This is a genomic window from Amycolatopsis balhimycina FH 1894, from assembly GCF_000384295.1.
In the GTDB taxonomy this organism is placed as follows: domain Bacteria; phylum Actinomycetota; class Actinomycetes; order Mycobacteriales; family Pseudonocardiaceae; genus Amycolatopsis; species Amycolatopsis balhimycina.
Genome location: NZ_KB913037.1, coordinates 3,220,705 through 3,245,748 on the forward strand (window position 1 = coordinate 3,220,705; position 25,044 = coordinate 3,245,748).

The 25,044-nt window shown below is 71.9% G+C and carries 24 protein-coding genes; 14 read left to right on the forward strand and 10 right to left on the reverse strand.

Annotated features, from left to right (window positions below):
- Window positions 1-17: 17 nt before the first annotated feature.
- Genes A3CE_RS0113715 through A3CE_RS0113735 form a run of 5 tightly spaced genes read right to left on the reverse strand, consistent with a single transcriptional unit; the run spans window position 18 to window position 4,687 of the window.
- Window positions 18-1,070, reverse strand: coding sequence for a LacI family DNA-binding transcriptional regulator (locus A3CE_RS0113715; protein ID WP_020640661.1), 1,053 nt, complete (start codon window positions 1,068-1,070; stop codon window positions 18-20).
- Entirely contained in the window at window positions 1,067-1,624 is a 558-nt protein-coding gene (locus A3CE_RS0113720; RefSeq protein ID WP_020640662.1) for a hypothetical protein, read from the reverse strand. Before A3CE_RS0113720 ends, A3CE_RS0113715 begins: the two co-directional genes overlap by 4 nt.
- Entirely contained in the window at window positions 1,621-2,451 is an 831-nt protein-coding gene (locus A3CE_RS0113725; RefSeq protein WP_020640663.1) for a carbohydrate ABC transporter permease, read from the reverse strand. Before A3CE_RS0113725 ends, A3CE_RS0113720 begins: the two co-directional genes overlap by 4 nt.
- Window positions 2,448-3,389, reverse strand: a complete 942-nt coding sequence (locus tag A3CE_RS0113730) for a carbohydrate ABC transporter permease (protein ID WP_026468455.1) — start codon at window positions 3,387-3,389, stop codon at window positions 2,448-2,450. Before A3CE_RS0113730 ends, A3CE_RS0113725 begins: the two co-directional genes overlap by 4 nt.
- 11 nt (window positions 3,390-3,400) lie before the next feature.
- Entirely contained in the window at window positions 3,401-4,687 is a 1,287-nt protein-coding gene (locus tag A3CE_RS0113735) for an ABC transporter substrate-binding protein (RefSeq protein ID WP_020640665.1), read from the reverse strand.
- A gap of 297 nt (window positions 4,688-4,984) precedes the next feature.
- On the opposite strand from A3CE_RS0113735, the gene A3CE_RS0113740 reads away from it, so the two are divergent.
- The 4 genes from A3CE_RS0113740 to A3CE_RS0113755 all read left to right on the forward strand — a co-directional run bounded on the left by A3CE_RS0113740 (window position 4,985) and on the right by A3CE_RS0113755 (window position 11,979).
- Entirely contained in the window at window positions 4,985-7,717 is a 2,733-nt protein-coding gene (locus A3CE_RS0113740; RefSeq protein WP_026468456.1) for an exo-rhamnogalacturonan lyase family protein, read from the forward strand.
- Complete coding sequence (locus A3CE_RS0113745; protein ID WP_020640667.1) at window positions 7,714-8,727, forward strand: rhamnogalacturonan acetylesterase; 1,014 nt, start codon at window positions 7,714-7,716, stop codon at window positions 8,725-8,727. The genes A3CE_RS0113740 and A3CE_RS0113745 overlap by 4 nt, the downstream gene beginning before the upstream one ends.
- Window positions 8,728-8,729: 2 nt before the next feature.
- Window positions 8,730-11,654, forward strand: a complete 2,925-nt coding sequence (locus tag A3CE_RS0113750; RefSeq protein WP_026468457.1) for a beta-galactosidase — start codon at window positions 8,730-8,732, stop codon at window positions 11,652-11,654.
- 118 nt (window positions 11,655-11,772) lie between these two features.
- On the forward strand, window positions 11,773-11,979 hold the full coding sequence (locus A3CE_RS0113755) for a hypothetical protein (RefSeq protein ID WP_020640669.1): 207 nt from the start codon (window positions 11,773-11,775) through the stop codon (window positions 11,977-11,979).
- A gap of 250 nt (window positions 11,980-12,229) precedes the next feature.
- Here A3CE_RS0113755 and A3CE_RS0113760 read toward each other — a convergent pair whose 3' ends face one another.
- Window positions 12,230-12,826, reverse strand: a complete 597-nt coding sequence (locus tag A3CE_RS0113760) for an acyl-CoA-like ligand-binding transcription factor (RefSeq protein ID WP_026468458.1) — start codon at window positions 12,824-12,826, stop codon at window positions 12,230-12,232.
- Window positions 12,827-12,871: 45 nt separating this feature from the next.
- Between A3CE_RS0113760 and A3CE_RS0113765 the strand changes: the two genes are divergently transcribed.
- The 3 genes from A3CE_RS0113765 to A3CE_RS0113775 all read left to right on the forward strand — a co-directional run bounded on the left by A3CE_RS0113765 (window position 12,872) and on the right by A3CE_RS0113775 (window position 15,473).
- Window positions 12,872-13,378, forward strand: a complete 507-nt coding sequence (locus A3CE_RS0113765; protein ID WP_020640671.1) for a pyridoxamine 5'-phosphate oxidase family protein — start codon at window positions 12,872-12,874, stop codon at window positions 13,376-13,378.
- Window positions 13,378-14,946, forward strand: a complete 1,569-nt coding sequence (locus A3CE_RS0113770) for an acyl-CoA synthetase (RefSeq protein WP_020640672.1) — start codon at window positions 13,378-13,380, stop codon at window positions 14,944-14,946. The genes A3CE_RS0113765 and A3CE_RS0113770 overlap by 1 nt, the downstream gene beginning before the upstream one ends.
- 158 nt (window positions 14,947-15,104) lie before the next feature.
- Window positions 15,105-15,473, forward strand: a complete 369-nt coding sequence (locus A3CE_RS0113775) for an STAS domain-containing protein (RefSeq protein ID WP_245589515.1) — start codon at window positions 15,105-15,107, stop codon at window positions 15,471-15,473.
- Here A3CE_RS0113775 and A3CE_RS0113780 read toward each other — a convergent pair whose 3' ends face one another.
- On the reverse strand, window positions 15,474-16,484 hold the full coding sequence (locus A3CE_RS0113780; protein ID WP_020640674.1) for a glycoside hydrolase family 113 protein: 1,011 nt from the start codon (window positions 16,482-16,484) through the stop codon (window positions 15,474-15,476).
- A gap of 54 nt (window positions 16,485-16,538) precedes the next feature.
- Between A3CE_RS0113780 and A3CE_RS0113785 the strand changes: the two genes are divergently transcribed.
- The 4 genes from A3CE_RS0113785 to A3CE_RS0113800 are packed head-to-tail and all read left to right on the forward strand — an operon-like array spanning window position 16,539 to window position 19,647.
- A complete protein-coding gene (locus A3CE_RS0113785) occupies window positions 16,539-17,210 on the forward strand; it encodes a TetR/AcrR family transcriptional regulator (protein ID WP_020640675.1) in 672 nt (223 codons plus the stop codon).
- A 48-nt stretch (window positions 17,211-17,258) separates the two neighbouring features.
- A complete protein-coding gene (locus tag A3CE_RS0113790) occupies window positions 17,259-18,059 on the forward strand; it encodes an alpha/beta fold hydrolase (RefSeq protein WP_020640676.1) in 801 nt (266 codons plus the stop codon).
- The gene (locus A3CE_RS0113795) at window positions 18,059-19,294 is read left to right on the forward strand and encodes a PP2C family protein-serine/threonine phosphatase (RefSeq protein ID WP_020640677.1); all 1,236 of its coding nucleotides are present in this window, start codon (window positions 18,059-18,061) and stop codon (window positions 19,292-19,294) included. The genes A3CE_RS0113790 and A3CE_RS0113795 overlap by 1 nt, the downstream gene beginning before the upstream one ends.
- Window positions 19,291-19,647, forward strand: a complete 357-nt coding sequence (locus A3CE_RS0113800; RefSeq protein WP_020640678.1) for an STAS domain-containing protein — start codon at window positions 19,291-19,293, stop codon at window positions 19,645-19,647. Before A3CE_RS0113795 ends, A3CE_RS0113800 begins: the two co-directional genes overlap by 4 nt.
- Before the next feature lie 39 nt (window positions 19,648-19,686).
- Here the strand turns inward: A3CE_RS0113800 and A3CE_RS0113805 are convergent, their stop codons facing one another.
- A complete protein-coding gene (locus tag A3CE_RS0113805; protein WP_020640679.1) occupies window positions 19,687-20,592 on the reverse strand; it encodes a LysR family transcriptional regulator in 906 nt (301 codons plus the stop codon).
- A gap of 72 nt (window positions 20,593-20,664) precedes the next feature.
- Between A3CE_RS0113805 and dapA the strand changes: the two genes are divergently transcribed.
- From dapA to glmS, 3 genes are read left to right on the forward strand one after another with little or no spacing between them, the layout of a single operon-like run.
- Entirely contained in the window at window positions 20,665-21,513 is an 849-nt protein-coding gene (gene dapA / locus A3CE_RS0113810) for a 4-hydroxy-tetrahydrodipicolinate synthase (RefSeq protein WP_020640680.1), read from the forward strand.
- Between the two features lie 49 nt (window positions 21,514-21,562).
- Entirely contained in the window at window positions 21,563-21,835 is a 273-nt protein-coding gene (locus tag A3CE_RS0113815; RefSeq protein ID WP_020640681.1) for a hypothetical protein, read from the forward strand.
- A 37-nt stretch (window positions 21,836-21,872) separates the two neighbouring features.
- Complete coding sequence (glmS, locus tag A3CE_RS0113820) at window positions 21,873-23,696, forward strand: glutamine--fructose-6-phosphate transaminase (isomerizing) (RefSeq protein WP_020640682.1); 1,824 nt, start codon at window positions 21,873-21,875, stop codon at window positions 23,694-23,696.
- Here glmS and A3CE_RS0113825 read toward each other — a convergent pair.
- Together A3CE_RS0113825 and A3CE_RS0113830 are read right to left on the reverse strand one after the other, a co-directional pair.
- Window positions 23,645-24,832 (reverse strand): NAD(P)/FAD-dependent oxidoreductase, encoded by a 1,188-nt coding sequence (locus A3CE_RS0113825; protein ID WP_020640683.1) that lies wholly within the window; start codon window positions 24,830-24,832, stop codon window positions 23,645-23,647. The two genes, glmS and A3CE_RS0113825, sit on opposite strands and share 52 nt — an antisense overlap.
- Window positions 24,829-25,029 (reverse strand): ferredoxin, encoded by a 201-nt coding sequence (locus A3CE_RS0113830; RefSeq protein WP_020640684.1) that lies wholly within the window; start codon window positions 25,027-25,029, stop codon window positions 24,829-24,831. The genes A3CE_RS0113825 and A3CE_RS0113830 overlap by 4 nt, the downstream gene beginning before the upstream one ends.
- Window positions 25,030-25,044 lie beyond the last annotated feature (15 nt).

Genomic DNA, 25,044 nt, shown 5'->3' on the forward strand with positions numbered 1-25,044 from the left:
GCACGTGTGGGAGATTTTCAAGGCTGTTCGACAATTTCTGCGAACGCGCGCACCCGCCGCGGCCGACGGCTCGATTCGCGGACGACGAGTTCGGGCGTGAAGACCACGTGCCGGTGCACGTGCTCCTCCGGCGACTGGGTTTCGGCGATGACCAGGGCCGCCGCCCGGCGCCCGATCTCGTGCCTCGGCTGGCGGACCGACGTCAGCGGGACCGCGGCCGCGGCGGCGAAGTCGATGTCGTCGTAGCCGACGATCGCCAGGTCCTCCGGGACCCGCACCCCCGCGCGCACTGTCGCCTGGAGCAGGCCCAGCGCCAGCAGGTCGTTCGCGCAGAAGACGGCGTCGGGCAGCGCCGCCCTGGCCAGCAGCTGCTCGCCGGCCCGCAGGCCGCACGAGACGTTCAGGGCCGGCGCCGTGAGGACCTCGAGGACGTCCGAAGCACGGCCGGCCAGGCGGAGGGCGTCCAGGGCGCCGCGGTGGCGTTCGGCCGCCTGGTGGATGGCCGCCGGGCCGTTGACCATCACGATGCGCTCGCAGCCCTCGGCGAGCAGGTGGGTGACCGCAAGCTCGCCGCCGTGGCGGTCGTCGACCGCCACCGAGCACAGGTCCTCCTCGGCCGTCGGGTGGTCCAGCAGGACGACCGAGATCCCGCGGTCCTGCAGCTGCCGCAGCGGCACCGGACCGGCCTGCACCGGGGTGATCAGCACCCCGTGCACCCGTTGCGAGGCCAGCAGTTCGACGTGCCCGCGTTCCCGGGCCACCGACTCGTCGCTGTTGCAGAGGATCACCGCGTGCCCGGCCTCGGTCGCCGCCGCTTCGACACCGCGGGCGACGTCGGTGAAGAACGGGTTGCCCACGTCCGGCACCACGAGCCCGATCGTGCGGGCGGTCCCGGACCGCAGCTGCCGCGCCGGCTCGTTGCGGACGTACCCCAGGTCGTCGATCGCGGCGAGCACCCGCTCGCGGGTCGCCGCGGCGACGACGTCCGGGCGGTTCAGCACGTTGGACACCGTGCCGACCGACACCTCGGCCCGGATCGCGACGTCGCGGATGCCGATCGCCGGCTTCACCGCCGCTCCCGGGCGCGGACCGCGACGGCGGCCAGCACGAGCAGCCCCGGAGCGACGACCACGAACGCCGGCGCCTGCCCGACGACGACGGCCACCACGACGATCGCCGTGACGAGCCCGGCGCTGCCGCGCCAGTCCACGACCGTCGCCCGGCCGGCCGCCGCCAGCACTTCCGGCCAGTGATGGCCCGGCCGCCAGGCCGCGGCACCGCGCAGGCCGGCCGCCAGGAGCGCGGCGAGCACCACCCCGAGGACGGCCCCGAAAGCCCGGCCGCCGGGCAGCCCGCCCAGGACCGCGACGACGTCGGCCCCGCCGACGAGCAGCAGTCCCGCGGGAGCCAGGACGGCCACCGGGTGGGCGAGCGCGGCGCGGAACACCCGGCCGAACCGGCGCACCGTGGGTGTCCGGCCGTCCGCCACGGCCTCGGTGAGCAGGACCGCACCGGCCGCCGCCGCGGCCAGCGCCGTCACGACGGACACCGACGCCACGCAGACCAGCAGGCCCACGAAGAGCACTTCGGCCAGCAGCCCCACCGAGCGGGTGACCGTGTTCATCCCTTCAGCCCCGACGTCGCCACGCCTTCGACCAGGTACCGCTGGAAGGCGAAGAAGAACAGCCCGATCGGCAGCAGCGCGAGCACCGACATGGCGAACATCGGGCCGAACGCCGACTGGCTCGTCTGGTCGACGAAGATCTGCAGCGCCAGCGGCAGCGTGAACTTGCCAGGGTCGTTGAGGTAGATCAGCTGCGAGAAGAAGTCGTTCCAGGTCCAGATGAAGGTGAAGATCGCGGTGGTGATCAGGGCCGGCCGCAGCAGCGGCGCGATCACGTACCGGAACGTCCGCACGGGCCCGCAGCCGTCGATCGTCGCGGCCTCGTCCAGCTCGCCCGGCAGGCTGCGGATGAACTGCACCATCAGGAAGACGAAGAAGGCGTCGGTGGCCAGGAACTTCGGCAGGACGAGCGGCCAGAACGTGTTGACCAGCCCGAGTTTCTGGAAGATCACGTACTGCGGGATGAGCACGACGTGCTGCGGCAGCATGATGGTGGAGAGCATGAACCCGAACAGCGGCCCGCGGCCGCGGAAGTGCAGCCGGGCGAACGCGTAGGCGGTCACCGAGCAGGACAGCACGTTCCCGAGCACGGCGCCGGCCGAGATCACCACCGAGTTGGCGAAGTAGTGCCAGACGCTGTAACCGGCGACGCCGCCGAACACCTGCGTGTAGTTGTCCCCCGTGGGATGGGACGGCAGCGGCGAAAGCCCGGCCAGCACTTCCTCGGCGGGCTTGAACGACGCCGAGACCAGCCAGAGGACCGGGTACAGCAGCACCAGCAGGATGAGCACCATCAGCAGGTGCCACGCCCAGGACCGGCGGGTCATCGGCCCTCCCCCGCGTAGAAGACGAACCGGCGCGAACCGCGGAACAGCAGCGCGGTCAGCACGCCGATCACCACCAGCAGCACCCACGCCATCGCCGAGGCGAAACCCATCCGGAAGTCGGTGAAACCGCGCTGGTACAAGTACAGCGTGTAGAGCAGGGTCGAGTCGCTGGGCCCGCCGCGCCCGCTGCTGACGACGAAGGCGCCGGTGAACGACTGGAACGCGTGGATGGTCTCCAGCACCAGGTTGAACAGCAGAACCGGGGAGAGCATCGGCAGGGTCACCGAGCGGAAGCGGCGGACGGGACCGGCGCCGTCGAGCTCCGCCGCCTCGTACAGCTCCTTCGGGATCTGCTTGAGCCCGGCGAGGAAGATGACCATCGGTGCGCCGAACTGCCAGACCGCCAGCGCGATCACGGTCAGCAGCGCGAACTGGGGCTGGTCGGCCCAGCCGCCGGTGTCCAGGCCGAATGCGGCGAGCACCCGGTCCACTGTGCCGCCGGTCGAGAACATCGCCCGCCACACCAGGGCGAGGCTCACGCTCGCGCCGAGCAGTGAGGGCGCGTAGAACGCCGAGCGGTACAGCCCGGCGCCGCGGTGCGCGCGGTTCAGCAGCATCGCGACGGCCAGGGCCAGCCCGAGCTTGAGCGGCACCGACAGCCCGACGTACTGCGCCGTGACACCCGCCGCGTGCCAGAACCGGTCGTCGCGGGTGAACATCGTGACGTAGTTGTCCAGGCCGACCCAGTGCGGCGCGTCGAACAGGTCGTAGTCGGTGAACGACAGGTACAGCGACGCGATCATCGGGCCGATGGTCAGCGCCAGCACCCCGATCAGCCAGGGCGACAGGAACAGGTATCCCGCGCCCTGGCCGGCCCGGCCGCGGCGGCGCGCGACTCGTTCCGGCGCCACCGGCCGGTCCAGCACTGCTTGCGTCATCCGGACCTCCCTCAGGATCCGAGCGACTGCTGGGCGGTCTGCACCAGGCGGGCGGCCCCGTCGGCGACGCTCGTCCGGCCGAAGATCACGTCGTCGTAGACCCGTTGGAAGTCCCGCTTGATCGCCGCGGAACCGGTGGGCCACAGGCCGGTCGCCGGGCCGATCCGGTCGGCGACGGACTTCTCGTAGTCGCAGACGGCCTTCGTGGCCGCCTGGGCCGCACCGCAGACCTGCTCGCGGATCGCGGTGTTCGGCGGCAGGCCGCGCGCGACGCCCAGCAGCTTGCCCGCTTCGGGGCTGTTGACCAGGAAGCTCAGCAGCTTGGCCGCGGCTTCCTTGTGCGCCGAGCGCTGCGCGACGGCGAAGGTCACCGGCGGCATGGCGGCCATGCCGGACGCCGGGCCGTCGCTGGGCAGCGGCGCGGCCTTGATCCCCGGGCCGTAGCTGGAGAGGTAGGCGGACAGGCTGGAGTCGTAGTTGACCTCCGACCCGGCGTGCTTGGTGACCAGGCCCGAGTTCGGCATCGAGCCGTCCATCTTCGCGGTGACCTCGGGCGCGGTGACGGCCTTGCTCGCCCGCAGATCGCCGGTCAGCGTCCAGAACCGCGTCAGGTCGGCGGCGGTGAAGCCGAGCTTGCCGTCGTCGGTGTAGAGCTGTTCGCCGTGCTGGTGCAGCCACACCTCGAACCAGTCGACGGCCCAGCCGAAGTCGGTCGTCCCGGCCACGCCGGTCGCGCCGACCTTGCGGAGTCCTTCGGCGAACTGCGCCCAGGTCCAGCTCTTGCCCGGCCCGGACGGCGGCTCGACCCCCGCCTTGGTGAAGACCGCCGGGTCGTAGGCGAGCATCTGCGTGGTCTGGCCGCCGGGCACGGCGTACTGCTTGCCCTCGATCTTCCCGCCCGCCAGCAGCTCGGGCGCGATCCCGGTGACGTCGATCGTCTTGCCCACGGACGAACTCAGGTCCTCGAGCACGTGGCGGTGCTGGTATTCGCCGAGCGTGGCGCGGTCCAGCTGGATCAGGTCCGGTGACGCGCCCCCGGCCACCTGGGTGGACAACTTCTGGAAGTACGCGTCGTAGGCGGCGTACTCCGTCTGGACGGTGATGCCCGGATTGTTCTTCATGAACAGATCGACCGCGGCCTTCGTGGCCTTGGCCCGATCTTCGTTGCCCCACCACACGAAGCGGATCGTCGTGCTCCCCGGCGCGTCACCCCCGCCGCCGCACCCCGTGACCAGTCCCGCCAGCGTGACCGCGACGGCCGCCACCAGGCCGGCGCGCACCCCGAACCGTCCGTTCATCGAATTTCCCTTCTGGAGACCACCACCCGGGCGAGCTCACCGGAATTCGGTCTTGAATCGGTTCAAGCACGGTAAGTCCGCTCACGGGCGGCGTCAACCAGCAGTGTCGAACAGCAGTGATGGCAACGAAAGTGCCGAAACTTTCGAATCGGTCGAACGGCCGCAGCCGTTGACCCGTTCGTTGAGAAAGCGCTTACTCGCGGACTGGACTGATCGGGTCGACCGGGTTGACAAGCCCGGATGGTCTGGTTTGAATCGGTTCATCGCGGCAGCGACGAGCTGATCCGGAGGCCGACGATGTCCTCGCAGTTCCCCCTTTCCCGAAGAGTCTTCCTCGGCGGCGTGTCGGCACTGGCCGCCACGGCCGTCACACCCTCGGTGGCCGCGGCTGCCGCCACCTCCGCGGCGTCCGGCGGCGGCGAGGTGCGCCTGCACTGGCTGGACGGCAGGCCCGCCGCCCCGGCAGGCTGCGCGTTCGGCGTCCCCTGGCCACGGGGAACGCTGGCCCGGAACGTCCCGCTGGCCCTGCACACCGCCAACGGCGCGCCGGTGCCGGTGCAGTCGTGGCCGCTGGCGTACTGGCCGGACGGTTCGGTCAAGTGGACCGGGCACGCCGTGACGTCGTCCGCCACCGCGGACGCGTTCGCGCTGGCCTCCGGGGCGCCCGCGCCGCCACCGGTTCCGGTCACCGTGCGCCGGTCGCCTCGCGAAATCGTGGTGGCCAACGGGACAGTCGAGCTGAAGATCGCGACGACGGGCCCGATCGCCGTGCCGTCGATTTCGCGCGCCGGCCGGGTCGTCGCCCGCGACGGCGAGCTCGTGCTGCGGTTGCAGGACCAGCCGGACGACGCCGACGACTCCCGGGCACCCCGCCGCGAGGACTGGACGGGGATCGTCGAACGCGCCGAGGTCGAGCAGTCCGGGCCGGTGCGCGCGGTGGTGAAGCTGACCGGCCGGTACCGGCGCGACCGCGGCCGCGGTACGCGCGCGATCCTGCCGTGGACCCTGCGGGTCTACCTCGGCGCGGGTGACGACTCCCTGCGCGTCGTGCACAGCTTCCGCTGGGACGCCGACGAAAACCACGACTTCGTCCGGGGGCTGGGCTTGCGGTTCTCAGTCCCGCTGACCGACGAGCCGCACAACCGGCACGTCCGCTTCGGCACGGCCGCGGGCGGCGTGTGGGGCGAGCCGGTCCGGGTGCTCACCGGCCTGCGCCGCGACCCCGGCTCGGCGGTCCGGAAGGCCCAGACCGACGGCACCGCCACGCCACCGGTCGCGCAGTGGGGCCAGCAGGTGCGCGACGGCTACCAGAACCTGGCTCTGTGGAACGACTTCACGCTGTTCCAGGAGTCAGCCCGGCACTTCGCGGTGTGGAAGCGCACCACGGCCGCGGGCAGCTGGCTGAAACACGCGGGCCGCGGCGACCGCGCGTCCGGCTTCGGCTATGTCGGCGGGGTCGGCGGCGGGCTGGGCTTCGGCCTGCGTGACTTCTGGCAGCGCGCCCCGCGTTCACTGGACATCCGCGGCGCGGCCACGGACACGGCCTCGGTGACGCTCTGGTCGTACTCCCCGCTGGCGCCCGCGATGGATCTGAGGACCTACGACACCGTCGCGCACGGGCTGGACCTTTCCTACGAAGACGTCCAAGAAGGCTTCGCGACGCCGCAGGGCATGGTGCGGTCGACCGAACTACGGCTGTGGGCGCTGGCGGCCACTCCGCCCCGGGACACGATCGCCGCGCTCTCGGCGACGCTGACCGCGCCGCCACAGCTCGTCACGGACCCGGCGACCTACCACGCGGCCGGGGTGTTCGGCCGGTGGAGCCTGCCCGACCGCGGCACGCCCGCCCGCGCGGCCCTCGAAGACGGGATCGCCCGCGAGATCGGCTTCTACGCCGACCAGGTCGACGAGCGTGAGTGGTACGGGTTCTGGCACTACGGCGACGTCATGCACACCTACGACGCCGACCGCCACGAGTGGCGCTACGACGTCGGCGGGTACGCCTGGGACAACGCCGAGCTCGGCACGGATGCCCTGCTGTGGTACGCCTTCCTGCGTTCGGGCGATCCCCGGACGTTCCGGCTCGCGCACGCCATGACCCAGCACGTGTCCGAAGTGGACACTCACCACAGCGGCCGGTTCGCCGGGCTGGGGTCGCGGCACGCCGTCGTGCACTGGGGCGACGGCGCCAAGGAGGCCAGGGTCGGCGAGTCGTTCACGAAACGGTTCTCCTACTACCTCACCGCCGACGAGCTGCTGGGCGAGCTGATCCGGTCGTCGCTGCAGGTGGACGAGACGCTGCGCACGGTCGATCCGCTGCGCGAAGTCCTGCCCCCGCAGACCAAGGCGCCGGCCCGCGTCCGGATCGGACCGGACTGGTACGCGCTGGTCAGCAACTGGCTGACGGAGTGGGAGCGCACCGGCGACGTCCGCTGGCGCGACCGGATCGTCACCGGCATGAAGGATATCGCCACGTTCCCCGCCGGGCTCTTCACCGGCGAGGCGGGCGGCGCGGTCGGCTTCGACCCGGCGACCGGCCACCTCGTGAACCTGGAGAAGGGCGACTTCGACGGCGGCTACAACCTTTCGATGGCCTTCCTCGGCGAGCAGATCCTCTGGGAGGCCCTCGACCTCGTCGACGTCCCGGAGTTCCGCCGGACCTACCTGGACTTCGCCCGGTACGCCCAGGCGCCGTCGGCCGAGAAGATCGCCCGGTACGGCCGCGACTTCAACCCCGGGCTGTTCAAGACGATCTACTCGCGCGTCACGGCCTGGGCGGGCGAGCAGCTGGGCGACGCGAGCCTGCGCAAGCGCGGCTGGGACCAGTTCACCAGCGACCCCGCGGGGAAGCCGTGGCCACCCGCGGAACGCGTCACCGGCTCCGCTGTCGCCAGTCCGGTGACGGAGATTCCCACCCGGACCACCACGAACCCCGCCGGCGACTTCGCCACGTTCGCGACCAACGACTTCGCCCAGCGCAACCTGGCCACCATCGCCCTGCTCGCCATCGCCCCGGAGGAAGCACCGTGAAGATCCTCGCCATGGTTGCTCTCCTCGCGTTAGGTGCCGCCCCGGCGGCCGCCTCCCCGCACTGGACCGTGTGCGACGGCTCGTGCTCGTTCGACGTGCCCCCGGGCGACTACGAGATCGAGGCGTTCCTGACCGGGCAGACGGGTCTCGACGTCGAAGCCCGGCGGATCGCCCTCGCCCCGGTGGACACCATGGCGGGGCAGTACGTCCACCGGTCGGTGACCGTCGAAGTCCGCACTCCAGAGGGGATGCCGAGCGGCGAGGACGGCCCGGGCACGCCGGGACTGCAGGTCCGGCTCACCGGGCCGTCGCCGAAGCCGATCCGCATCGCCGTGACGCCCAAGCCGAGGGCACCCCGGATCTTCGTGATCAGCGACTCCACCGCCGCCGACTGGACGTCCCTGCCGAAGAACGGCTGGGCGCAAGCTCTGCCGGAGTTCTTCCGCGCCGGGCCCAGCGTGCGGAACTACGCGCAGTCCGGCGCGAGCACGGTCAGCTACCTCGCCGACGCGCGCTACTTCCCGCGCGTGCGCCCGATGATCCGCCCCGGCGACGAGGTGCTGATCCAGCTGGCGCACAACGACAAGCAGACGACCGAAGACGTCTACCGCGCCAACCTCGCCACCCTGATCGACGGCGTCCGGGCCCAAGGCGGGGCGCCGGTGCTGGTCACGCCTCCGGTGCGGCACCGGTTCGGCGCGGACGGGAAGCTCACCCCGCTCGGCCTGGTCGTCAACAACCTGGGCGTGGACCTGCCCGCGGTGATGCGCGACGTCGCCCGGCAGCGGAAGATCCCGCTGCTCGACCTCACAGCACGCAGCCAGGCGCTGGTGGAAGGCCTGGGCGAAGCCGCTTCCTGGCCGTTGTACCTGACGCTCGCGCACGACGGCGTCGACGACGCCACCCACCTCAGCCGGTACGGCGCCGAGCAGTACGCCGCACTCGTCGCGCGAGCCATGGCCGAAGCCCGGCTGCCGTTCTCGCTCTTCCTGCGTCCCGAAAGGCTTTGACGATGAGACGTCGTCTTCTCACCCTCGCGCTCGCCCTGGCCACGGCGGCCGGGTTGAGCAGCGCGCCGGTGGCCGAGGCGGCCCCGCACGCCCAGCACCAGGTCACTTTCGACAAGTATTCGCTGATGCTGGACGGGCAGCGGCAGTTCGTCTGGTCCGGCGAGTTCCACCCGTTCCGGCTGCCCAGCCCGGACCTGTGGCGTGACGTGCTGCAGAAGATGAAAGCCACCGGCTACAACGCCGTCTCGATCTACTTCGACTGGAACTACCACTCGCCCGCGCCCGGCGTGTACGACTTCACCGGCGTCCGCGACATGGACCGCGTGCTCGACCTCGCGGCCGAGGCCGGGCTGTACGTCATCGCACGGCCCGGGCCATACATCAACGCCGAGGTCACCGGCGGCGGGTTCCCCGGCTGGCTGGCCACACAGCAGGGCAAGGCCCGCAGCGACGCGCCCGACTACCTGGCCGCGGCCGACGAGTGGCTGACCGCGATCGACCGGATCATCGCGCGGCACCAGTACACCGACGGTCGCGGCCCGGTCATCCTCTACCAGATCGAGAACGAGCTGGCCGCCACCGGCGTGTCCCAGCAGAACTACATCGCGCACCTCTACGACAAGGTGCGGGCCGACGGCATCGGCGTCCCGATCTTCCACAACGACAAGGGCCGCAACGGGATCTGGGTCCCGCCGGACTCCGGCGTGCCCGGCACCGTGCCGGGCAAGGTCGACCTCTACGCGTGGGACACCTACCCGGCGGGCACCTGCCGTCCCGACGCCACCCCCGGCGCGCCGAGCAACGCCCCGGACTGGGGGCTCTACGGGCCGGGCGGGGCGAAGGGCGGCGCGAGCGCGTCGCCGAACACGCCCGGGTTCACCGCCGAGTTCGGCGGCGGCTGGTTCGACTACTGGGGCAGCAACGGCACCTACCCGTGCACGGCGGTCCGCCAGGGCCCCGGCTACGAGCGCGTGTTCTACGGCACCAACATCGCGAACGGCCTGACCATCCAGAACTTCTACATGACCTTCGGCGGGACGTCGTGGGGCTGGCTGCCGGCCCCGGTCGTCTACTCGTCGTACGACTACGGCGCGGCCATCGACGAAGGCCGCCAGCTGCGGCCGAAGGCGCTGACGATGAAGGAGCTGGGCTACTTCCTGCAGGCGGTGCCGCCGATCACCAAGCAGGACAAGGCGGACCCCATCACCCCGTCGTCGGCGGCCGTGAAGGTCTACCACAACGTCAACCCGGACACGAAGACGCACTTCTACCTGCCGGTGCACAACCCGCCGAAGGCCACGACGGACGACGCGTTCACCTTCCCACTGTCCACAGCGGACGGCTCGTACACGGTGCCGCAGGCGGGCACGCTGCGCCTGAACGGCCAGGACGCCAAGCACCTCGTGGCGAACTTCGACCTCGCGGGCCAGCACCTGGTGTACTCGACGTCGGAAATCACGACGTCGGTGGCCGGCACCGTGCTGCTGAACGGCCGTCCCGGCGAAGACGGGGAAACGACCCTGCGGTACGCGACGCAACCCCGGGTGGACGTCCTTTCCGGTGCCGCCACGTCCACCTGGGACGCCGCGAACGGTGACCTGCGGCTGAACTACGTCCATAATGGACTTGCCCGAGTTCGGATCTCCGGCGGCGGCCGGGCTCCGGTGACCCTGCTGCTGGCCGACGACGCGACCGCCGACACGTTCTGGCGCCAGGACACCGCGGCCGGCCCCGTCCTCGTCCGCGGCCCGGCGATACTGCGCACCGCACGGTCGATCGGCCCGTTCCTGGCGCTGACCGGCGACACCGCCCGGGCCAGTGACCTCGAGGTGTGGGGCCCCGCTGCGGTGGTCTCGTGGAACGGGCGGCCGGTGCCGGCCCGGCGGACGACGTCGTCGAGTCTGCTGGCGACGGCGCAGCTGCTCGGCCCGGCGGCGGTCGAGCTGCCCCTCCTGACCGGGTGGAAGCAGGCTCCCGGCTCGCCCGAATCGGCGGTCGCCTACGACGACCGCGGGTGGCCGTCCGCGGACAAGACGACTACCGCGAGCACGACCAAACCCCCGGCGGGGCAACCGGTTCTCACTGCGGACGACTACGGCTTCCACACCGGCGACGTCTGGTACCGGGGGCACGCGAACGGTCCGGTCCCGGCCGAGCTGACCCTGACGTACGGCGGTGGTGGCGCGGGAATGCTGCAGGCGTGGCTCGACGGGCGTTATCTCGGCCAGCACGTGCTGCCGAGCGCGCTGGCGTCCCCGCCGACGACCGGCACTGCCACCTTCGCCGTGCCGGAGGAGTTGCGCGGCGAAGGTGAGCACGTCCTTTCGGTGATGGTGCGCGACAACGGCCACAACGAGGACGGCGGCGTCAACGACGCCCACAAGGAAGGCCGTGGGCTCATCTCGTCGTCGCTCACCGGCGTGGCCTGGAAGATCCGGGGCGGCGTCGCGGATCCGGTGCGGGGCCCGCTGAACAACGGCGGCCTCGACGGCGAGCGCGCGGGCTGGTCCCTGCCGGGCTACCCGGACGCCCGCTGGGCGGCGGGCCAGGTCCCGGCCGCGACGGCGGCGCCGGGCACCACGTGGTACCGCACGAACTTCACCCTGAACGTCCCGAAGGGACAGGACGCCTCGCTGGGCCTGACCATCGGCGACCCGGCGACGCCGCGGTCGGGCGGCCGCTACCGGGCGCTGCTCTTCGTGAACGGGTGGAACCTCGGGCAGTACCTCGCCGACGTCGGTCCACAACACACGTTCGCGCTGCCGAACGGCGTCCTGAACCCGAACGGGCGCAACACCCTCGCCCTGGCGGTGACCAGCGACGGCGGTCCGGGGAACGGCCTCGAAACCGTGGCGCTGACCGACCTCGGCACGGTCCGGGGCGGGGTCCCGGTCCGGCTGGTCGGCTCGCCGGGGTACCGGCACTGAGCGGCTGCCCGAACGAGTGACACCCCGGCGGGCCCGTTTCCTTCGGGCCCGCCGGGGGTATTTCCGTGCTGCCGATACTGCCGACTGACCATGCGTGCTGGTGGCGCGAGGTGAGGTCATGGTGACGACGACGGGCGATGGTGAGCTGACGGACGCGGCCGGCCGCTACGGCGCGGACATGGCCCGCAGCCGCTCGCTGACCCTGATCATGCTCGCGCAGAACCACGCGCGGCAAGGCGACTTCGACGAAGCCACCCGCGTCGGCGCGGAGGCGCTCGATTTGGCGCGCGACCTGGGCTCAGTCCGCCCCAAACCCCTGACCTGACCCTGGGTACGCGAGTTCCGTTTCCAAACACGCGAGTTCCGGCCTCAATCACGCGAGTTACGGCCCGGATCACCCGGGTCCGGGCCGCCCGTCGTGCCCGGAGGGTCGACTCGCGTACCCGGTCGGTCGGGTCGCGTGATTGGACCCGGAACCCACGTGACTGCGACCGGAACTCGCGTGACTGGAGCCGGAACTCGCGTGATCGGAAACGGAACTCGTGTGCCTGGGCCGTCGGCTCGGTGGGCCTGGCTCAGCTCGGCTCGATCGCGATGGTGCGCAGGGCGCGGTGGATGAGGTCCGGGAGGGCTCCGCCGTGGTCGACCCAGTCGTCGAGGGAGATGCGGACCGCGGCCATCGCGAGGGCGGCCAGCAGGCGCGGCCGGGGGTCGTGGGCGGAGACGTCGCCGAAGCGGGGCGTGAGGAGTTCGGCGATCGCCTGCTCGTAGCGGTGGTACGCCTGGGCCGTCCAGGCGCCCAGGGTCGGCGAGGAGCGGGTGAGGCGGGCCAGTTCGCGGATCTGGCCCGCGTGGGCCGGGAACTCGGCCGCGAGTTCGCCGAACGCCGCCACCAGCGCCTCCTTTGCCGGCAGGTCGTCCGGCTGGTGGGCGATCGCTTCGGTGACCAGGGTGAGCCAGGGCCCGGTGATGCCTTCCGCGACCGCGCTTTCCTTGGTGTCGTAGTAGCGGAAGAAGGTCGCGCGCGCGACTTCGGCGTCCGCCGCGATCTGGTCCACCGTCGTGCCGCCGACCCCGTGCAGGCCGGCCAGCCGGGCCGCCGACGCGGCGATCCGCGCGTTCGTCGCCCGCCTCTTGCGCACGGCGAGGCTTTCCGGTTGGCTATGAGACATAGTCTCATTCTGTACTATGTCTCATAGAGGAGCAAAGGGGCTCTCATGGGCGTGAACCAGCGCGAGCAGATCGTGATGTCCGCGGAAGAGATCACGGAGTTCTTGAACCGGCAGCGGGTCGCGACACTCGCCACGGTCGCACCGTCGGGACAGCCCCACCTCGTCGCCATGTGGTACGCCGTGCTCGACGGCGTGCTGTGGTTCGAGACCAAGGCCAAGTCGCAGAAGGCCACGAACCTGCGGCGCGACGGCCGGGTCACCGTGATGGTCGAGACCGGCGACACCTACGACACGCTGCGCGGAGTCGCCCTGGAGGGACGCGCCGAAATCGTCGACGACGCCGACGCGCTGTGGGCCGTCGGCGTGAGCATCTGGGAACGCTACAACGGTCCCTACACCGAAGAAGTACGGCCGATGGTCGAGTTCATGCTCGCCAAGCGGGTCGCCGTCCGCCTCGACGTCGAGCGGACGCGGTCGTGGGACCACCGCAAGCTCGGGCTGCCCGCCCTCCCGCTCGGCGGCACCACCGCCGCGCACCTGCGGGAGGCGTGATGGAGTTCAACCTGGCCGACCTCTTCGAGAACATCGCCGACGCGGTCCCCGAACGCGAAGCCGTGTACGCCGAGGGAAAGACCCTCACCTACCGGGAACTGGACGAGCGCGCCAACCGGCTCGCGCACCACTTCGCCGCGGCCGGCATCGGGGCGGGCGACCACGTCGGGTGCCACCTGATGAACGGCCCGGAATACCTCGAAACCCTGCTCGCGCTGCTGAAGATCCGCGCGGTGCCGATCAACGTCAACTTCCGGTACGTCCGCGACGAACTGCGTTACCTGTACGACAACGCGGACCTCGTCGGGCTGGTGTACGACACCGAGTTCGCCGACCGGGTCGCCGCGGTCCTGCCGGACGTGCCCCGGCTGCGGCACCTGCTCGCCGTCGGGACCGGCGAGCCCCTGCCCGGCACGCAGCGGTACGAGGACGCGCTGGCCGCCCGGTCCGGCGACCGCGACGGGTTCCCGGTGCGCTCCGCCGACGACCGGCTGATCATCTACACCGGCGGCACCACCGGCCTGCCGAAGGGCGTCGTGTGGCGGCACGAAGACCTGCTGTTCGGCGGCATGAGCGCCGGCGTCGTCGGCCTCACCAAGCCGGAGGACGCCGGTCCGCGCGCGGCGGCGGCCGACCCGCTCGTGATGTTCGCCGCGCCCCCGCTCATGCACGGCACGTCCGTGCTGGCGTCGTTCATCAGCTTCCTCGGCGGCAGCAAGGTCTGCCTGGTCCGCAAGTACTCCGGCGAGGCGGCGGTCCGCGTCATCGAGGAGCTCGGCTGCCAGACGATGATGATCGTCGGCGACGCCATGGCCGTGCCGCTCGCCGAAGCCCTCGACGCGCACCCCCGGCCGCTGCCGACCCTGAAGATCATCGCCAGCGCCGGCGCGCTGCTCACCCAGCCGGTCCGCGACCGGCTGCGAGCCCACCTGCCCGATCTGTACATTGTGGACAGTTTCGGGTCGACCGAGACCGGGCACAGCGGGGTGGGCGTGGACGAGCACCGGCACTTCACCGTCAACGAGACCACCACCGTCCTCGACGACGCCCTGCGTCCCGTCACGCCCGGCAGCGGCGTGGTGGGCCAGGTGGCCCGCCGCGGCCACATCGCCCTCGGCTACCACGGGGACCCGGACAAGACGGCGCGCACCTTCGTCGAAGCCGGCGGCGTCCGCTGGGCCCTGACCGGCGACCAGGCCACGGTGGACGCCGACGGCACGGTCTCCTTCCTCGGCCGCGGCTCGATCTGCATCAACTCCGGCGGCGAGAAGATCCACCCCGAGGAGGTCGAAGCCGCCCTCAAGTCACACCCGGCGATCGCCGACGCCGTCGTCGCGGGCGTCCCCGACCAGCGCTGGGGCCAGCGGGTCGCCGCCGTCCTCCAGCTCCACCCCGCCGCCGGCGACGTGACCCGGCAGGACCTCGAAGACCACCTCGCCCCGCTGATCGCGCGCTACAAGCTCCCCCGCCTCACCCATGTCGTCCCCCGCATCCAGCGCTCGCCGTCGGGCAAGCCGGACTACCGGTGGGCCACCGAGACCCTGGCCCGCGCGGCGGCCGGGCACTGACCCACCGTTCGGGTCGTTTCCGGATGTTTGGTCTTCGGCGCGCCCGGGTACCACCGACTCCGGAGCGGTCCGGCCACCGGCGCCAGGGCCGCCGTCCGGACCGGCAGAGAAGGGATCCGACATGGCACCGCGGTCGTCGAGGCAAGCCAGGGGTGATCGTGACCGCTGACGGCCACCGGCTCCGGCCCCAGGACCTCCTGCGGGTGACCCCGCACCACTCCGACGGCGCCGTCGTGCTGGCGGCGGCGGGCGAGGTCGACCTGCTGAGCGTCCCCGTGCTGAGCGAAGCGATCACGACGGCGCTCGCCGACGCACCGGCGTTGCTGGTCGTCGACCTGACCGAGGTCTCCTTCCTGGCCTCCATCGGCATCACGGCCCTGCTCGAGGCCCGCCGCGGGGCCGGCGACCGCACGCGGGTCCGCGTCGTCGCCCCCGAGCACGGTGTCGTCAACCGCACGCTGGGGCTGACAGGCCTCCACGAAGCGCTGGCCGTCGTGACCACGCGGGACGACGCGCTCGCCGGCTGATCACCGGCGAGCCCGGCCGAACCGGGCCGCGATGGCGTGGAAGACCTCCTTCGGCTCCCACGCCAGGCCGGGATACGCGGTGCCCGGCCCGCGGAGCACCTTGACCACGCCGTAGCCGGCCAGATCGAGATCCCGCCGCGGCTCGGCGTCGAACGGGTACTCGTAGCCGGCGAAGGTGAACCAGAACGCGCCGTGCACGCCTTCGGCCTCGAAGACGTCCATCAGCTCGGTGAAGTACGCCGCTTGCCCGGCTTCGTCGCGGACGTAGTCGCCGTTCAGCACGCGCGGCTCGGCCTCGAAGTCGACGATCGTCCAGCCGGTGCCGCCCGCGTCGGCCGCGCCCCGGTGGGTGCAGCAGCCGAACTCCGTGACGACCAGCGGCTTGCCGTGGCCGAGATGGGCGCGCACGCGCTCGGCGAACTCGCCGGCGTTGCCTGCCGAGCGGTACAGGTCGACGGCGGCGAAGTCGAACCCCGCCCAGTCGACGTCTTCCCAGTCCCCGGCGGCGTAGGTGATCTTGCCGCCGAAGTGCTCCCGGGCGTCGGCGACGACGTCGCGCAGGACCTCGGCGAAGTCCCACTCGGGCGAGAACGTGGCCCAGGCTTCGGGGTTCCCGGCGTTGCGGAAGCGTTCCATCAGGTACGCGCCGGGCACGAACCCGGTGCAGAACAACGACATCTCGCAGCCGAGCACGAGCACGGTCTCCGGGTCCCGCGCCCGGATCTCCTCCGCCCGCCGGGCGCAGTCCGCGAGGTAGGGCCGCAGCAGCGGCGGCGTCAGGTCCATCGGGAAGGGCGCGAACCACACCCGCAGCCCGGCGTCGACCGCGGCGTGCGCGGCCAGGACGAGGCGGTCCGGGTCGTCCCCGCTGATCCGGACCGCGTCGCAGTGCAGGTCCCGCGCGATGATCTCCAGCTCCCGCCGGACCACCGCGGGATCGAACGCGACGCGCGACCGGTCGCCGACCGCGCCCCCGAATCCTGTGTCGTAGTTGATGCCCCTGAGTTCCATCCACCCCTCCAAAATGTACGTAGTACACTCGACTGTACGTTGTACACTCCGGTCATGCCACCCCCGCTGATCTGGCACCACCCGGAGCCACCTGGCCGGAAGAACGCGCTCACCCGCGCGGCGGTCGTGCGCACCGCGATCGAGGTCGCCGACGCCGGCGGGGTCGCCGCACTGACGATGCGCGCCGTGGCCGACGCGCTCGGCGTGTCGACGCCGATGTCGCTGTACCGCTACGTGCTCAACAAGGACGGCTTGGTCGACCTGATGCTGGACGAGGTGTCGGCCGAGGTCGGCGTGCCGTCCGCGCCGAGCGCGGACTGGCGCGGCGACCTGCGCGGACTCGCGACGAGCCTCTGGGCGATGATCGGCAGGCACCGCTGGTACGCCGAGCTGGTGGACAGCCGTCCGCCGTTCGGCCCCCGCACCGTGCGGCGGGCCGCGTTCCTGATGACCGTGCTCGACTGGGCGGGGCTCGCGCCCGCCGTCGCGTACGCCTCGCTGCTGGACAACTACGTCACCGGTACCGCGATGAGCGTCAGCCGGGAGCTCGGGATGCTCGGCCGGTTCGGCATCGGCTCGACCGCGGACCTCGTGTCGTACGCGGCCGAGATGGCCGACGGCCCGCTCGCGCCCTGGCTCCACGACATGCCTGACCTCACCGCGGACTCCCGGTTCGAGCTCGGCCTCGACTGCCTGCTCGACGGGTTCGCCCGGCGCCGGCGCTGAAAACCCGCTCAGCGCACGCCCGGCCCGGGCGGGTGGCACGATGTGGCGGTGAGCATGCGCAGCCGGAACAACGTGGTCGTCACGGGCCGGGAAGACGGGCCCACGGTCCTGCTGGCGCACGGATTCGGCTGTGACCAGAACCTGTGGCGCCTCGTCGTCCCCGAGCTGGCGCGGCGGTACCGGGTGGTGCTGTTCGACCACACCGGCGCCGGGCGCTCGGACCTGTCGGCCTGGAGCGCCGAGCGCTACGGCAGCCTCGACGGCTACGCCGACGACGTCCTGGCCATCTGCCGCGAGCTCGACCTGCGGGACGTCGTGCTGGTGGGGCACTCGGTGAGCGCGATGATCGCGGTGCTGGCGGCCAACCTCGAGCCGGACCGGTTCGCCAAGCTGGTGCTGCTCACGCCGTCGCCGTGCTACCTCGACGACGGCGGCTACCGCGGCGGGTTCAGCCGCGCCGACATCGACGAGCTGCTCGCCGCGCTCGAGTCGAACTACCTGGGCTGGTCGGCGGCGATGGCGCCGGTGATCATGGGCAACCCGGACCGCCCGGAGCTGGGCGAGGAGCTGACGAACAGCTTCTGCCGCACCGACCCGGCGATCGCGCGGGTCTTCGCGCGGGTGACGTTCCTCTCCGACAACCGCGCCGACCTGGCCAAGGTCACCGTCCCCACGCTGGTGATCGAGTGCCTGGACGACGCCATCGCGCCGCGCGAGGTCGGGCGGTTCACCCACGAGCAGATCGCGGGCAGCACGCTGGTGACACTGGCCGCGACCGGGCACTGCCCGCAGCTCAGCGCGCCGGAGGCCACGGCCGCGGCGATCACGGCGTTCGTGGGCGGGCCATGATGTGCGAGGCCGGGGACCACCCCGGCCCGGGCGGTCAGGAGGGCGCCGGCCCGGCGTTTTCGGCCTTGCTGGAGGACAGCGCGGAAGACCTGTACGAGCACGCACCCTGTGGCTACCTCTCGACGTTGCTGGACGGCACGATCGCGAAGATCAACGCGACGCTGCTCGGCTGGCTCGGCTACGGCCGCGACGAGCTGGTCGGCCGGCGCCGGTTCGCCGACCTGCTGACCGTCGGCGGCCGGATCTACCACGAGACGCACTTCGCGCCGCTCCTGCGCATGCAGGGCGAGCTCGGCGGGGTCGCCTTCGAGCTGAAGGCCGCGGACGGGACACGGCTGCCGGTGCTGGTCACTTCGACGGTCAAGACCGGCACCGACGGGCGGCCGCAGCTGATCCGCACCACGATCTTCGACGCGCGCGACCGGCGTGCCTACGAGCAGGAACTGCTGCGGGCGCGGGAAGAAGCCGAACGCGAGCGCGACCGGGTGCAACGGCTGGCGCGGACGCTCCAGCGGACCCTGCTGCCACCTGCCCTGCCCGAGGTGCCCGGCCTGCACGTCGCGGCGTACTACCACCCGGCCTCGGCCGACGAGGTCGGCGGCGACTTCTACGACCTGTTCCCGCTGGCCGGCGGCACGTGGGGGTTCTTCCTCGGCGACGTGTCCGGGAAGGGCGCGACCGCGGCCGTGGTGACGTCGCTGGCGCGCTACACGCTGCGGGCGGCCGCGGTGTACGACCCGGACCCGGTCTCCGTGCTGACCCACCTCAACACCGTGCTGCACCACGAATACCGCGGCAGCGATCCGCGCTACTGCACGGTCGTCCACGGGCACCTCCGCCCCGAAGGCGACGGCGCCCGGGTCACCCTCGCCACCGGCGGCCACCCGCCGGCGCTGCTGATCCGCGCCGACGGCACGTCCGCGTTCCGGCCCGTCCCGGGCGGCCAGCTGGTCGGCGCGCTGCCCGGCGCGCGCTTCGTCGCCGACGACGTGGTGTTGCGGCCGGGCGACACCTTGCTGCTCTACACCGACGGGCTGACCGAAGCCCGCAGCCACGGCCGCACCCGCTACAGCGAAGAGCGGCTGCGGGCGGACCTGACCGGCCTGGCGCCGGCCACCGCGCAGTCGGTGATCACGGCGGTGACCGGCCTGCTCGCCGCCTTCGGCGACGGCGTGGAGGACGACACCGCACTACTGGCGTTGAGCATCCCGTTGCCCGGAGGCGATCGACCGTGACCACCCCCTTCTCCGCCACCACCCACCCGGCCGGGACGGGGCCGGTCGTCACCGTCCTCGGCGAGGTCGACGTCGCGACGGCACCCCGGCTGCGCGCCGAGATCGGCGCCCTCACCTTGGGGCCGGGGCAGCTGCTGGTGATCGACCTGGCCGGGGTGACGTTCTGCGACTCCAGCGGCATTTCGGCGCTCATCGCGGCCCGCAACCTGGCCGAGGAAGCCGGAGCCGGCGTCGCGCTGGCCGCGGTTCCCGCCCGGCTGAGCCGGACGTTCGCCCTGATCGGCCTCGGGGACTTCTTCCCGGCCTACGCCAGCGCCGAAGAGGCCATCGCGTCGCATCCGGCGGTGTCGTGAACGACTCGTTCACCTCGTCCGACGACAGGAAAGAGTCGTTCACGACGTCGTAGCCAGGCGGCCGGAACCCAGCTCGGCCAGCACCGCCCGGATCGCCGGGCTCGTGTCGGCACTTCGCCGCCACACCGCGTGGACCTCCCGCTTCGGCGGCCGGCGCAACGGCCGGGAGACCAGGTCCTCCCCCAGCGGCGGCCGGGCGAGGCGCGGGATCAGCGCGATCACCTCCCCGGCGGCGACCAACGCGAGCTGCGTGGCGAAGTCGTCGACCAGGTGGCGCACGTCCGGCTCGTCCGCGAACAGCCGCCGGAACCATTGGTGGCACACGGTTCCCGGTGGGCTGGTCACCCACGCGTGACCGGCGAGGTCGGCGCCGCCGAGGGGCTCGCCTAGCCGGGCCAGCGGGTGGGTGCGGCTCATGACCAGGTCGCCGATGTCGGTGTGCACCCGGCGCCGCACCAGTGACGGCGGCAGCGGCGCGGGCAGCAGCCCGTCGGCGTCGTGGACGAGGGCGAGGTCGGCCGCCCCGGCGCCGACGCTGTGCAGCGCCTGGTCGGGGTCCTGCTCGGTGATCCGCACCAGCAGGTCCGGGCACCGCGCCGACAGCCCGCGCAGCACCGGCGCGAGCAAGCCGCGAATCGCCGTGGAGAAGGCCACCACCCGGAACGTGCCGCGTGGGGCGCCTTCCGAGACCGACTGGGCGGCTTCGGCGCAGCGCTCCAGTGCCTGGAACACCTCGGGTGCCGAGTCGACGATGGCCTGCCCGGCCGGCGTCAGCACGACCCCGCGGCCCGCCGGCGCGAGCACCGGCACCCCGACCTGGCGTTCCAGCCGCTTGATCTGCTGCGACACCGCCGACGCCGTGAACCCGAGCTCCTCGGCCGCCCGGGCCAGCGTCCCGAGCGCGGCCACCGAGCGCAACGCCCGCAGGGCCCCCACCTCGATCATGAAGCCAGGCTACGCAATATCGGCAAAAAAGCATCGCTGGACCGCACCAGTCGCGCCGGGCAGGGTCGGACCATGACCGAATTCGGTACCAACCTCGTCGCGATGGTGACGCCGATGCGGCCCGGCGGCGCGCTCAGCGAACCCGGCCTCACCCGGCTCGTCGACCACCTGCTGGCCACCGGGTGCGACGGCCTCGTCGTCGGCGGGACCACCGGCGAATCCCCCACCCTTTCCGGCGCCGAGTCCGCCGGCCTCGTCCGAATCGTTGCCGCCCAAGCCAAAACCCGCGCACGAGTGATCGCCGGCGTGGGCACCTACGACACGGCCGCGAGCATCCGCCGGGCCCGCGAAGCCGAGGCGGCCGGGGCGGACGCGCTGCTGCTCGTCTGCCCCTACTACTCCCGGCCGACGCAGGCGGGGGTGATCGCGCACTGCCTGGCGGTGGCGGACGCCACCGAACTGCCGGTGATGCTCTACGACGTCCCCGCACGCACCGGCGTCGCGATGGCGCCGTCGACCCTGATCGAGCTGGCCGGCCACCCCCGGATCCGCGCGGTCAAGGACGCCAAGGGTGACCTCTTCGAAGCGATGACGGTCATGTCCCGGACGTCGCTGGCGTACTACTGCGGCATCGACGAACTCAACCTGCCGTACCTCGCGTGCGGCGCCGCGGGCCTGGTCAGCGTGGTGGGCAACGTGGCTGCCGACCGCAACGCGGACCTCATCCGCGCCGTCCGCGACGGCGATCTCGAGAAGGCACGGGCGATCCACGACGACCTGATCCCGTTGACGGACTCGATCATGCGCTCCGGCCCGGGCGCGGCCAACGCCAAGGCCGCGCTGGCCGAGCTGGGCGTCATCCCGCACGCGAGTGTGCGGCTCCCGCTGCTCGAAGCGGCGATGCCACTTTCCAACGAGTAGAACTTGCCCGATTTCGGGCAAGAATTTGGGGTTCGACGCGCGAAGAGGCATGATGTCCGGTGTGGAGGACACCGACATCGTCGAGCGCGTGGCCGCGTCCACCGGGCTGTCCCCGGGGGTCGCCGCCCGCGTCGTCGACGACGTCCTGGCCTTCTACCGCGTGCCCACCGAGGCCTACGTCCGCCGGCGGCACGCCGAACTACAGACCGAGGGCCGGAAGAACCCCGAGATCTTCCCGCTGATCGCCGCCGAGCTGCGTGGCCGGCTGGTGGCCGCGCCCGTCCTGTCCGAGCGGCAGCTTCGCCGCATCGTCTATGGATAAACAGAGCCGCATCGTCTACGGCTAGAGAGGTTCGCCCATGTGCGGAATCGTCGGCTACATCGGCGGCCAGAACGCCGTCCCCATCCTGCTCGAAGGCCTGACGCGGCTGGAGTACCGCGGCTACGACTCGGCGGGCGTCGCCGTCCTCGGCGCCAAGGACACCGCCCAGGTCCACCGCGTCGTCGGCCGGGTGCGGAACCTCGCCGCCGCGCTGCCCAAGCGGCTCACCGGCAAGGTCGGCATCGGGCACACCCGCTGGGCCACGCACGGGCCCGCGTCGGAGGCCAACGCCCACCCGCACACGTCCGAAGACGGCCGGATCTGCGTGGTTCACAACGGCATCATCGACAACGCCGACACCCTGCGCGCCCAGCTCGCCGACGCCGGGGTGACCCTCACGTCCGAGACCGACACCGAGGTCCTCGCCCACCTGATCGCGCGCGCGAACGCCGAAACCCTCGAAGACGCCGTCGTCCAGGCCGTCTCGCGGATCACCGGCACCTACGCGATCGCCGTGACCGACACGGCCCACCCGGACCGCCTGGTCATCGCGCGCAACGGCTCGCCGCTGATCATCGGCGTCGGCGAGCGGGAGATGTTCGTCGCCAGCGACCTCGCCGCGCTGGTCCGGCACACCTCGCAGGTCGCGCACCTCGACGACGGCGAGTTCGCGACGGTCTTCGCCACCGGCTACCGCACCTTCACCGCCGACGAGAGCGACACCACCAAGCCCGCCACCGAGATCGACATCGACGCCGAAGACCTCGACCTGGGCGGCTACCCGCACTACATGGCCAAGGAGATCCAGGAACAGCCCGAATCCGTCGAGCGGATCATCCGCGGCCGGCTGGACGACCGGTTCGGCGTCGCCCGCCTGGACGGGCTCAACCTGACACCGCGCGAGCTGCGCGGGTTCAGCCGCGTGAAGATCCTCGGCTGCGGTTCCGCCTACTACGTCGGCCAGGTCGGCGCGACGATGATCGAGGAGCTGGCGAGGATCCCGGCCGACGCCGAGGCCGCGTCGGAGTTCCGCTACCGCAACCCGATCATCGAAGCCGACACCCTCTACATCGCGGTCAGCCAGTCGGGCGAGACGATCGACACCGCTTTCGCCGTCGAGGAGATCAAGCGCAAGGGCGGCCGGGTCGTCGGCCTGGTCAACGTCGTCGGCTCGACGATCGCCCGCGCCTGCGACGGCGGCGTCTACCTGCACGCCGGCCCGGAGATCGCGGTCGCGTCGACCAAGGCGCTCACCAACATGGCGGTCGGCTTCGCGCTGATCGCGCTGACACTCGGCCGGGTGCGCGATCTGTCCAATGCGGACGGTCAGCGCATCATCGACGCGATCCGCGCGCTGCCCGGCCAGATCAAGTCCATTTTGGACTTCGAGCCCGAGATCGCCGAGCACGCGAAGACCGTCGCCGTCGCGAAGAGCCTGTTCTTCGTCGGCCGCGTCCGCGGTTACCCGGTGGCCAGGGAAGGCGCGCAGAAGTTCAAGGAGATCTCCTACCGGCACGCCGAGGCGTACCAGACCTCCGAGCTCAAGCACGGCCCGCTCGCCCTGATCGACGAAGCGCTCCCGACGGTCGCCGTCGTGCCGTCCGACGAGCTGACCGGGCGCAACCTGGCCGCGGTCCAGCAGATCAAGGCCCGCGGCGGCGCGGTACTGGCGGTGACCCACGAAAACGTCGACTTCGGCGAACTCGACGTCCCGCGGATCGTGGTGCCCAAGACCGAGCCGGAGCTCGACCCGATCCTGCTGACCATCCCGCTGCAGCTGCTCGCCTACCACGCCGCGCTGACGCTGGGCTACGACATCGACAAGCCGCGCAACCTGGCCAAGTCCGTCACCGTGGAGTGAGCCCGGGCCTGCTTGGGCATGTTCCAGCCGAGCACCCCGGTCACGCGGCCGTCCTCCCGGTATTCGGCCACGAATCGGCGCGCCACCACTTCGCCTTCCACAATGGACACTTCGGCGTCCGCGGACAACGTGCCGTGCACGTGGACGCGGGCGTCGAACTGGTGGGTCCAGAAGTACGGCACCGGCGTGTACGGGCGGTCTTCGCCGAGGATGTTCCCCGCGACGGCGACCGCCTGCTCGGTGGCGTTGGTCCGGTTTTCCAGCCGCAGCAGCGCGTCGAGCCGTTCGTGGTGCCAGCGGGCGACGTCGCCCGCCGCGTAGATCCCGTCGGCGGCGCGGCACCGGGAGTCGCACACGACGCCGTTGTCGCACAACAGCCCGCTGCCCGCCAGCCACTCCGTCGCCGGCGCGGCGCCGAAGGCGACCACGACGACGTCGGCGGTCAGCACCTCGCCGGTCGTGAGCCGCACCCCGGTGACCCGGCCGTCTTCGGCGGCGAGCCCGGTGACCGCGGAGCCGAGCCGCAGCTCGACACCGCGAGCGGCGTGCAGGTCCGCGAGCAGGCCCGCGGCGAGGGGACCGAACTGGTAGGCCAGCGGCGCGGGCTGCGGACCGGCCAGGGTGACCGGAACGCCCCTCCCGCACACGGTCGCCGCGATCTCGGCACCGAGCACGCCGTCCCCGACGACCACCACGCGCTTGCCCGGCGCGAGGTCCGCGCGCAGGGCCAGCGCGTCGTCGAGGGTGCGCAGCACGTGGACGCCCGCGAGGCCGTCCTGCCCCGGCAGGGTCCGCGGCCGCAGCCCGGTGGCGAGCACGACCGCCTCGGCGGTCAGGGTGCGCCCGGCCGCCGTGTGGACGGTCCGCGCGCGGGCGTCCAGCCGCACCGCCGGGTCACCGAGCACGAACTCCGTGTCCAATGCGGACAGTGCGGCCGGCGTCCGCAGCTGCGTCTGTTCCGGCGTCCAGCTCCCGCCGAGGATCTGCTTGGACAGCGGCGGCCGGTCGTAGGGCAGGTGCGCCTCGGCGCCCAGCACGGTCACGCGACCCGCGTAACCCTTGCGGCGCAACGCTTCCACGGTCGCGAGCCCGGCGGCCGAGGCGCCCACGACCAGCACGCCGTCCGGTGGGGTCACGCGTCCTCGCTCACCGAGATCGCGACGCCCGGGCACACGCTCGCCGCCTCGCGGACGACTCCGTGCAGCGCTTCGCCGGGACGCTCGTCGAGCAGGATGACGATGCCGTCGTCGTCGCGCTGGTCGAACACGTCCGGCGCGAGCATGACGCAGGTGCCGGCGCCGCAGCACTTGCCTTCGTCCACGGTGACCTTCATGGCTGTTCCTTTCGT